This window comes from Bacillus cereus group sp. BfR-BA-01360 (assembly GCF_022663595.1).
Classification (GTDB): Bacteria; Bacillota; Bacilli; order Bacillales; family Bacillaceae_G; genus Bacillus_A; species Bacillus_A cytotoxicus.
Genome location: NZ_JAKUFV010000105.1, coordinates 1 through 228, shown reverse-complemented (window position 1 = coordinate 228; position 228 = coordinate 1). Strand labels below are relative to the sequence as shown.

Here is a 228-nt window from a genome sequence, read left to right as displayed (position 1 = left end):
GTGTAACGATTAAAATGCTAGATTTCCTTTTCGAAGATGAACGAGGACTAAAAACAACGGTACAAGCCAAACGAAACCTTGTTATTGACCACGATTTTTCAAGTGTTCCTAAGCAGGTTATGCCAGGTAACACAGCTTTTTCATGGTTCGAAACAGGACGATTTTGGAGGAAAAACGGTTCTGTTGTAATCGAAAATGACACGCTGGCATTTAGCTATGAGCGAATGG

Annotated in this window: 1 pseudogene; it reads left to right on the top strand. The window is 40.4% G+C overall.

The features are described from left to right. Positions 1 to 228, top strand: a pseudogene (locus MR056_RS22150) (phage tail spike protein); the annotation flags it as partial.